Origin of the sequence: Pelagimonas varians (assembly GCF_003208435.1) — a bacterium.
In the GTDB taxonomy this organism is placed as follows: Bacteria; Pseudomonadota; Alphaproteobacteria; order Rhodobacterales; family Rhodobacteraceae; genus Pelagimonas; species Pelagimonas varians.
Genome location: NZ_QKMF01000014.1, coordinates 121,410 through 130,732, shown reverse-complemented (window position 1 = coordinate 130,732; position 9,323 = coordinate 121,410). Strand labels below are relative to the sequence as shown.

General features: G+C 55.2%; 6 protein-coding genes and 2 pseudogenes. 6 read left to right on the top strand and 2 right to left on the bottom strand.

All coding sequences use genetic code 11. The annotated features are described in order from the left end of the window. Positions 1-307: pseudogene (locus C8N36_RS17415) on the bottom strand (transposase); the annotation flags it as partial. Between the two features lie 956 nt (positions 308-1,263). Here C8N36_RS17415 and C8N36_RS17405 point away from each other — a divergent pair. The 3 genes from C8N36_RS17405 to C8N36_RS17395 all read left to right on the top strand — a co-directional run bounded on the left by C8N36_RS17405 (position 1,264) and on the right by C8N36_RS17395 (position 3,028). Next, entirely contained in the window at positions 1,264-1,926 is a 663-nt protein-coding gene (locus C8N36_RS17405) for a hypothetical protein (protein ID WP_170125907.1), read from the top strand. Continuing rightward, entirely contained in the window at positions 1,916-2,413 is a 498-nt protein-coding gene (locus C8N36_RS17400; RefSeq protein WP_097806087.1) for a hypothetical protein, read from the top strand. Before C8N36_RS17405 ends, C8N36_RS17400 begins: the two co-directional genes overlap by 11 nt. 66 nt (positions 2,414-2,479) lie before the next feature. Continuing rightward, positions 2,480-3,028, top strand: a complete 549-nt coding sequence (locus C8N36_RS17395; protein WP_097806086.1) for a DUF2478 domain-containing protein — start codon at positions 2,480-2,482, stop codon at positions 3,026-3,028. Positions 3,029-3,302: 274 nt separating this feature from the next. On the opposite strand, the gene C8N36_RS17390 is transcribed toward C8N36_RS17395, so the two are convergent. Beyond that, complete coding sequence (locus tag C8N36_RS17390; RefSeq protein WP_097806085.1) at positions 3,303-5,720, bottom strand: molybdopterin-dependent oxidoreductase; 2,418 nt, start codon at positions 5,718-5,720, stop codon at positions 3,303-3,305. A gap of 212 nt (positions 5,721-5,932) precedes the next feature. Here C8N36_RS17390 and C8N36_RS24695 point away from each other — a divergent pair, with 212 nt between their 5' ends. The 3 genes and pseudogenes from C8N36_RS24695 to C8N36_RS17380 all read left to right on the top strand — a co-directional run bounded on the left by C8N36_RS24695 (position 5,933) and on the right by C8N36_RS17380 (position 9,084). Continuing rightward, positions 5,933-6,067: a hypothetical protein gene (locus tag C8N36_RS24695; RefSeq protein WP_255253620.1), complete on the top strand. Its 135-nt coding sequence runs from the start codon at positions 5,933-5,935 to the stop codon at positions 6,065-6,067. A 407-nt stretch (positions 6,068-6,474) separates the two neighbouring features. Continuing rightward, positions 6,475-7,475: pseudogene (locus tag C8N36_RS24905) on the top strand (IS110 family RNA-guided transposase). Positions 7,476-7,701: 226 nt separating this feature from the next. Continuing rightward, positions 7,702-9,084 (top strand): transposase, encoded by a 1,383-nt coding sequence (locus C8N36_RS17380; RefSeq protein WP_097806084.1) that lies wholly within the window; start codon positions 7,702-7,704, stop codon positions 9,082-9,084. Positions 9,085-9,323: the final 239 nt, after the last annotated feature.

Genomic DNA, 9,323 nt, shown 5'->3' with positions numbered 1-9,323 from the left:
AGTTGGCCCGGTGTTCTTCTACAAACCTAAATCTCATTGCTTTAGGCCCGCAAAGAACTGGGTGGCCTTTTTTAGGATCTCCCTCTCCTCCTTAAGAAGCCGGTTCTCGCGCCGAATTCGGTCATTCTCTTGAGCGAAGCATGTCCTCTTTCGACACCACATCGGTGTCTCTGTGTGCTGTGATCCATTTGTTCAGCGTCGACATGCCGACACCCAGATCGTAAGCTACTTCCCTGCGCGTTAGCCCGCTTGTCAGTGCAATACGCACCGCATTATGGCGCAATTCGTCCGTCCGTTTCAGTCCCATAGCCCGTCTCCTTTGCTGCAGTAAATGCTATCAAAGGAGCGGCATCAAACCGCGACAGGTCCATTTCCGTGTTCTAGCTGAAGTGCAGGAGATACCTTAGAATTTGGGTTTCCAAGAAAGGTGGCGTCCAGTGACGCGCAGAGGATGTCAAGAACTGGAAAAGCACACCAATTTGTAGCTAGGGGCCAAATCGCGGAACCTCTGCTGGCTATCGCTTCGCGTTGTGCTCCTTGGCCATGATCAGCTATCTCGCGCGCGTCAGGCAACTTGAGGCGCATACAAACGTGGCGGAATGCAAAACCAACCGTTCATTTCGGAAAGCGCGGGTCGTGTCCGCGACGCGCACCGCATCTAAATGTAAAGCAACGCGGCCGTGCAAACCATCCGTCCTATAGCTCTGCAAAGAATACATGGGCTCTTCGACGGTCACGACGCCGGCGCGCAAAATGGGGTCATGCTCGCGTCGCTCATTGAGACCTGCAACCTGAACCAGATCGAGCCGCGCGCCGACCTGACCGGCGACCTCACAGCCATCGTCAGCGCCCCCCAACAAAACATTGAGACATCAGTCAACCGCTACCCGAGCAGCCTTTTCAGCGCGGCGTGGTTTCAGTGTCCCGCGGGAGGTGGACTTGAGGCGCGTGACCCGTATCGAAGCATGGCTGTGACAGGCAGTCGACAAGACCATTCGCTTGCTAAGCAGCGCCAGTGACGCAAGTCATCGACCTAGATCGCGTGTTCGAAATCCAACCAGATTGATAAATATCAACTCCGTCAGACCCTGTGTCCCTAGCATTTCCCAAACCGGCGCAGGATGCTTTGATTGTTTTCCTCGCCTCTCATCGCGGATCACAAAGGCTAGGCACTCGATGGATCAATACTCTATCAAAAGAATTGGGAACGGTCCGTCAGTGATGTCGCGGATATTCATTGGATGCGTTCTTTGCGGCATCGGCATGAGCGGTTTTGCTGCGAATGCGGAGCTGGTTGCAGACGCCGACGGTATTCTTGCCGCCCAGATGGCCGTGCAGGTTCAGGGCGAAGACGGCGCGAGTCTGTTTTCGACTGCCGAGCAAGCAATTTATACACAGCCACCCGACAGCGCCGATGCAGAGGGTGCGGGAACTGTTTTTGCTGCGACGCGGCTGGACGTTCTGGCGCGCGAACAGGATGCTCTTCGGGTCCGGATTGCGGGATGGCGGTCAGGGCGGGCAGATCGATTGATCTATGAGGAGATGGGCCATCGCATTCTGGCGGCGGTCCTATCCAAAGGTGCAGTTGATCGGGTCGAGGTAGGTGCACCCGTGATCGATCCCCAAACTGATGTAACCTGGTACCCTGTCAGCATCGATATCTGGCTCCCGCCCGATTTTGTGGCATCAAGCCGGAGGAGGCTTTGGGACACTGGTGCGAACCTTTTCACAACGGCCTGCGCGAGCTGTCACGGATCGATGCAGCCTGACGATTATCGGTCCAATCAATGGATTGGGATCATGCAGTCGATGGAGCACTATGTGACGCTGAACGAGAAGGAGTACCGGTTCCTTCAGAAATACCTCCAGCTGCATGCGAGCGACACGATCCGGCAGCGCGAACTGGAACGCGGCCATGAAGACTGAAACGCGCAACATCGTGGGGGCGACAGCGCCGGACAGCAGCCGGATCATTGCGGATCATTTGCTGTCTGGCATTCTGGCACGCGAATTGACGGCTGCGTATCTTACGGCTTTGCTGCGCGCGCGTTGCACGGATGCGGCGGACCAAGGCGCTGCCCTTGGCCGCCTTTTCGTGTGGCTTGTTGGTCTGGAAGAGGATCTGCTTGCCGCTGAAAGGACCTTCGCCAGTGATCTTGCGTTTGTGTTTCTGGGGGCGGGCGGACTGCAGGCGGCAACACCCTGTCAAAGTGCCTTCGGCGGCGATGACAGCCTCCTGTGTCGGACGCCGACCGCTCGGATGGTACCAAATCTTGCGCGGCGTGACTGTCATGTGATGCCGGATTTTCCCGATCCGGTCGTTCTTTTGCGCTGGTCGCCCAGACCTCCATCACCCCGGAGGAGGAGACGCAGAATGCTTGATGAGCCAAAGGACATCATGGCGAACGGCTGACGCGGTTTAACGGCCGCCCCGCCGTACGAATTGGCGGGGTGGGCGGCTTTTTGAAGGATCATTTCTATGCATATCGCTTACACAATGGCGCCCGGTCGTGGCTATACGGACCTGCTGCTGGCCCGCGTCGCTGAAAGGTTGGAAACGCAGGGTTACAAATGCCTCGGTACGGTGCAAACCAACACCGAACGCGGCGATGGCCCGTGCGACATGGACGTCAAGGTTCTGCCCGATGGTCCGGTTTTGCGCATCTCTCAGACTCTCGGCCCTGCCTCGAGAGGGTGCCGTCTGGATGCAGCCGCTCTGGAAACATCCGTCGGGCTGGTTGCGTCGACTTTGGATACCTCCACCGATCTGGTCATCATCAACAAATTCGGCAAGCACGAAGCCGAAGGCTGTGGTTTTCGCGATGTGATTGCACAGGCCCTGTCGCTCGACATTCCTGTGCTTGTCGGGGTGAATGCCTTGAACCATGAGGCTTTTCAGACATTTTGTGATGGTGCGGCAACACGGCTGGAACCTGATATAACGTCCCTGCACACGTGGTTCGACAATGCGCAAAAAGCAATCGTCACGCCAATCAAACGGCCTGCAGTCAGCGAGACTGCTGCATAGCATCGGTCAGCGTCGCCGCCCAAGTCCAACAAATGAACGCTTGTGTCCGTCTCACACGAGGAACTCTTTGGAGGGCTGCAAGCGCCATCAAAGCCGTCAGATCGACCACACCTCAGAACCCTGAAAGAAAAATCTGGTGCTTTGATGTCCAAGAACAGATTACAGCGTCTTGGTTGTACCTGCCTCGATCTGAGTGAAGCAGCCTTGTTGTGAAAAAGAAAAGGCCGGGCGCTGTTACGTCCGGCCAACTTCTTTTGGCAATTGGGTGTCCCTATCAGGCAATAGGTTTGAAAATACCTAGATCAGGGATGTCACTCTCGTATTTTTCGACTTCGGCCTGTGCGGTGTGCCCACAGTTGCCTTGGGCCAGCTTGGAGGTGCCGATGTCGGGCATCAGCACGTTGACATCGCCATGTTTGCACAATGTGCCCGGCACGCCTGGTTCGGCAGGATCATACCAGCCGCCCTGACATATACGGACATGGTCCGGAGCGATTTCTTCGGAGATCACTAATCCCGCCAAGACCTGACCGCGGTCGTTGAACACGCGCACAATATCGCCGTCCTTTAGCCCGCGCGCCTCGGCATCTACCGGGTTCATGGTGATCGGCTCTCGTCCGCCGACTTCGTAGCTATGGCGCAAGTCCGTATTGTTGAGTTGCGAGTGCAGACGATTGACAGGGTGCTGACTGTTGACTGCGAGCGGATACCTGTCCGACATCGCTCCGCCAAGCCTTTCAATGGGCTCCATCCAAGTCGGGTGCGCGGGACAATCGTCATAATTGTAGTCGGCGATTTTCCGTGAATAGATCTCGAACCGTCCGGACGGCGTCCCGCGCGGATTCAAGAGCGGATCTTCGCGTGTCTTTGCGAACTGCACATGTTCCTCGGCCTCTTTGCTGGTCGGGAATATCTGCATCGGTTCATCATTCCAGAACGTATCGAAATCGGGCATATCGACGCCATTCTCTGCCGCCTTCGCCCGCCCTTTTTCGTAGAAGTTCCGAAGGTGGCCCATTTCGTCCAGACCTTCGGTATAGTCGTCTTCGTAGCCGAGGCGTTTGGCGATTTCGGTGAAGATCTGGTAATCGGTGCGCGATTCATACATCGGCTCGATCACTTGCTTCATCGCCACAAGACCGTTGTTGCTGCGCCCAAACATGGACATATCGTTGCGTTCCAGATTGGTGCTCACGGGCAGAACGATATCGGCGTGACGCGCAGTTGCGGTCCAGAACAGTTCATTCACGATGATGGTTTCAGGTTTGTGCCAGTACTCGAGGTGCTGGTTGCGCTCCTGATGGTGATGGAACGGGTTGCCGCCCGCCCAATAAACCAGCCGCAGATCGGGTGCGGTGTATTCAGTGCCGTTGTAGTCGTATTTGGCACCGGGATTGCCCATGACCCAAGGCACACGGGACACCGGAATGGGCGCGGGCATATCCTTGGATCCTTCGCCAGCGGAAAACCCCGGGAAGGCCGGAACGTTGCTTTTGGGCGTGCCGGAATTGGCATAGTGCATGGTGAAATCAGCGCCGCCACCGGGCAGACCAACGTATCCCAGCATGCACGCCAGCGTAAAGGCCATCCACGGCCCCTGTTCGCCATGGTGTTGCCGCTGGATCGACCAGCCCATTTGGATCAATGTGCGTTTGGAGGCCATGAGCCGGGCCATGTCGCGCAGTTTGTCCGCAGGAACGCCGCAGATCTCACTGGCCCATTCTGCAGATTTGACGACTCCGTCCTCTTCTCCGCGCAAATAGACCGCGAACTGGTCAAAGCCTTCGGTGTATTCATCAAGAAAGTCCTGATCGTGCAAACCTTCGTCAAGCAGGGTGTGCGCAATGCCCATCATCATGGCAACATCGGTACCCTGACGCGGGGCGACCCAGTCACTGTCCAACAGTTTCGCCGTTGCATTGTGGATCGGATCGACCACAATCGACGGCTTGCCAGTGGCTTTGAAGTCGCGCAGGTATTTCATCCCCTTGTGATCGGGGACAGACCAGCCGATGCGGCAGGTGGTTTCCGGGTTGGACCCCCAGAAGACGATCAGTTCCGTTTTCTCGATGGTTTTCGGCCAAGCGGTGCCATTGGAGTAGGAGCCTCCCAAAGCGTAGGGCATGATCACGCGGATCGCCCCGGTCGAATAAGAGTTCACATCGTCGACAAACCCACCATGCAGGTTCAGGAGACGATAAAGATTGTTGAAAGAGTGGTGCATCAGCCCTGGGGTTTTCCAGCCATAGGATCCACCAAAGATCGAGCTATTGCCGTGTTCTTCTTTGACGCGGGTCAGTTCGCTAGCAACAAGGTCATAGGCCTCATCCCAGGTGACTCGCACATATTCGTCCTGTCCGCGTCGGGTGCGGTCGCTGTCCTTGCCATTTTCAAGGAAGCCCTTCCGAACCATCGGATATTGCACCCGGTCAGCCGCATTGACCCAACTGGACAGCGATTCAACCATCTCGTTGGCTACATAATCCGCCTCATGTGGACGGATTCCCACAACGCGGCCACCTTCGATTTTGAAATAGCCTGCGCCAAAGTGTGACGCATTCACGATCTCGCCATCTTGAAACATCGCCTGGGCTTGTTGGAGCCACGCTGGTATCATGGCTGCGCTTACGCCCAAGGCCGTCATACCTTTAAGAATTGAGCGCCGTGTTGGATGAATGGTGTTCTGTGTCATTTTGTTTTCTCCCCGCGATGCGAAATGGGTGTGTATTCGGACTCTGAAGGACCGCCGAATTCACATTGTTGAATATTATATTGAACACCTCTCCACTGATTGACGTAGATCAATCGCTAGAGGGGGCTGTCTGACATCAGCACCCGTTGGACAGATTTGAGGATTTTAATAAGGGAGGCTTTCTGGTTCATCTTATCGTCTAGGAGATCGAGGTGACGAAGAAGCCCCAAACATCGAAAGATGCCGCCAACAAGGTGATCAAAAACATTCGTCGCGAGTCTCGGCAGACGTATTCAGCTGAAGAGGAGATGCGCATTGTTTTGGCCTGCCTGACGGCGAAACCGTGAACCTTGTGCAGATGTCGGACCGTCCGGATCTGCGTACATGTTGGGTGCTGGCAGACGGCGTTGGGGTCGATCTTTGCGTCGACGTCCCCGGGGCATGAGGTTGATGTCAACCGGACGACAACGCTTGCGAATTTGGTTGCGCGTTGGTTGGGGGACGTGGGTGTGCAAGCAGCGGTTGATGACAGTACTATCTATTTGGACGGGCCAAGGCATCTACTAAATACAGCACCGAATTGGATGGCACAGTCTCCACTTGTTGGGGGGAAACCTGCTAATGCGGCTCAATGATTTTTCTTGCCCGGCCTTAATTCCTAACTTCGGGTCGAAAGCTGATGGGGTGGATGGCTCCTGCTCCAACCGGCGTCGCAATGCGGATTTCCACATCTGCTTATAGGAGGAGCCGCCCAATGCAAGTTACCACAACCGGCCTGGATCTGGCCAAGAATGTTTTCCAAGTTCATGGGATCACTGAGAGCGATGAGGTCGTCTCCTACAGGCACTTGAGACGAGCACATTTGTTGCCTTTCTTTTCGAAGATTGAACCTTGCCTGATTGGCATGGAAGCTTGCAGCTGCGCGCATCATTGCGCACGCGAACTGACGAAGTTTGGCCATGACGCCCGTCTGATCCCACCAATGTATGTGAAGCCGTATGTAAAGCGAGGCAAGTCTGACGCCATTGATGCTGAGGCGATATGAGAGACCGTCAAGCGTCCTAAGATGCGTTTTGTTGCGATCAAAACTGTCGAACAACAATCCTTGCTATCACTGCACCGCGCACGGGATCTGTTGGTCCGTCTGCGCACTAAACGTATCAATGGTTTGCGTAGTATGGTCGCTGAGTTCGGCGTCTACATTGTAAGAGGGCTCGCACGTGTCGTCGTTTTTGCCGAGGACATACTGCCAGGCGAAGTTTTAGATCTGCCTGATATCGCGACCGAGGTGATCCATAGCCTCTGCGGGCAGCTTATGGGACTGCGCCCGGATCCGCTGGTACGAAGCCCACCTGAAGCAGGTCGCCAAGGAAGACGCGCGGGTGCGGTTGTTGCGTACGATCCCAGGCGTTGGCGCTGTGACAGCGTTCGTGATCATGCGCCAGCATTGGTGACGGACATCAGTTCAGCAATGGCCGGGAATTTGCAGCTTGGCTGGGTCTGACGCCTGCAAACAAGTTCAGCGGTGGCAAAGAGAAACTTGGAGGGATCACCAAGATGGGTGATCAATACTTACGCTCATTGCTCGTCGTTGGCATAACATCGCTCGTTCGACAAACTAATTCGCACCCTGAGCGCGCAAGTAAATGGCTGATATCATTTTTGGAACGCAAGCCTGCGCGTGTCGCAACCGCCGCTATGGCTAATAAAACAGCAAGGATCGTCGGGGCAGTTTTGGCCCGCAACGAAGCTTAGACACCGCAGGCTATCTAAAGGGAGAAAGAACAACGAGTTAGCAAGACCTGCGAGATGATGGTGCATAAGTCAGATCTAAAGTGTCTTGCTATGCAGGAGCCATCCACACACGACATTCGCTGCGCAGCGGAAATTGGACACTATGGGCTGATTGTGTTGAAAAACTCTTGCTTGATCGAAGCGTCAATCGCTGATTCAATTCCCTTATTGATTGGGGGATTTGGCGATGATGGGACCGATGCAGGAGGCACAGGCGGCGCTTTTCTACGAGTTCTCTCTGGAAGATCACGTCCCACAAGACCACCTGCTGCGCTCGATTGATCGGTTTGTCGATCTGAGCAGTATTCGTGCGCATCTTTCAGATTTCTACAGCCACACTGGTCGCCCCTCCATCGACCCTGAGTTGCTGATCCGGATGTTGCTGGTGGGTTATTGCTTTGGCATCCGCTCTGAGCGTCGGCTTTGCGAAGAGGTTCATCTGAACCTTGCCTACCGTTGGTTTTGTCGCCTTGATTTGACTGATCGGATTCCTAACCACTCCAGCTTTTCAAAGAACCGCCATGGTAGGTTCCGTGAGAGCGACTTGTTGCGCCACGTATTTGAGACGACAGTCGCGCGCTGCATGGAAGAAAGGCTTGTGGGCGGTCAGGGATTTGCCATCGATGCCAGCTTGATCAGTGCAGATGTCCAGAAACAGAACTCCAGCAATCCCGAAGACTGGGCCGCCCGTATGGCTGACGCCGATGATGCACCGCGTGCGGTGCGAGAATATCTCGACACGCTGGACGACGAAGCCTTTGGTGCGGCCACGACGACCAAACCCAAGTTCACGGCCCATGCGGACCCAGCTAGCCAGTGGACAGCAGCCCGCAAGGGCCCCGCTTTCTTTGCTTATTCTACCAATTATCTGATCGATACAGACCACGGCATCATCATGGACGTCGACGCCAGCCGCTCGAATAGAACCGCCGAGGTAGGAGCCATGCACAAGATGATCGACCGCACCGAAGAGCGCTTTGGTGTGAAGCCTGATTGGATTGCCGCTGATACCGCGTATGGTGCTGCCGACAATCTGGTTTGGTTGACACTGAAGCGGAAAATCCTGCCGTTCATCCCAGTCTTTGACAAAGGTGAACGCAAAGACGGCACCTTCTCGCGGTCCGACTTCACTTGGGATGACGAGAACGACCGCTACATCTGCCCAGGTGGCAAGGAGATGTTGCACACGAGGCGAAACTATTCCGATCCGGCCCGAAATGCGCCAGTTTGGAAAGCCAGAAATTATCGAGCCCTGATGTCAGACTGCACAGGATGTGAATTAAAGGCAAAGTGCTGCCCTAACGCTGAAAGGCGTTCGGTTCATCGAGAGAAATATGAAGTTGTCAGAGACTTTGCCCGAGCATGCACAGACTCGGAGTTCAATCCGAAGGCTCAGGCCCGACGCAAAAAAGTCGAAATGCTCTTCGCACATCTCAAACGCATCCTCGGATTGGGCAGGCTCCGATTACGTGGCCCATGTGGCGTCCAGGACGAATTTACCCTCGCTGCTACCGCCCAAAACCTCCGTAAACTAGCAAAACTCAAGCCAATGGTGCCCGCCACCGGATAAAAGGTGGTCGACTTAGGGACATTCAAAATAAATCAACGCGATAGCTGACTTCGACAGGCTGAAACCGAAGAGTTTTTCAACACAATCGGCTCGTAGCGGACCTTCGCTGCGATCTCAAGCGTTCCGGTCAATTTCTGAAAAGCAGCCATTCAATCCCAAACTGGCTCTTAGGGAGCAATTTTGCGTGGAACGACAAAGGGGCCGCGGGGGTAGGGTAGGGCGGCCCCTTTGGGGATTGG

Coding starts and splice junctions, on each gene's coding strand:
- C8N36_RS17405 (WP_170125907.1), top strand. CDS start 1,264: ATGAGCGGTTTTGCTGCGAATGCGGAGCTGGTTGCAGACGCCGACGGT.
- C8N36_RS17400 (WP_097806087.1), top strand. CDS start 1,916: ATGAAGACTGAAACGCGCAACATCGTGGGGGCGACAGCGCCGGACAGC.
- C8N36_RS17395 (WP_097806086.1), top strand. CDS start 2,480: ATGCATATCGCTTACACAATGGCGCCCGGTCGTGGCTATACGGACCTG.
- C8N36_RS17390 (WP_097806085.1), bottom strand. CDS start 5,720: ATGACACAGAACACCATTCATCCAACACGGCGCTCAATTCTTAAAGGT.
- C8N36_RS17380 (WP_097806084.1), top strand. CDS start 7,702: ATGATGGGACCGATGCAGGAGGCACAGGCGGCGCTTTTCTACGAGTTC.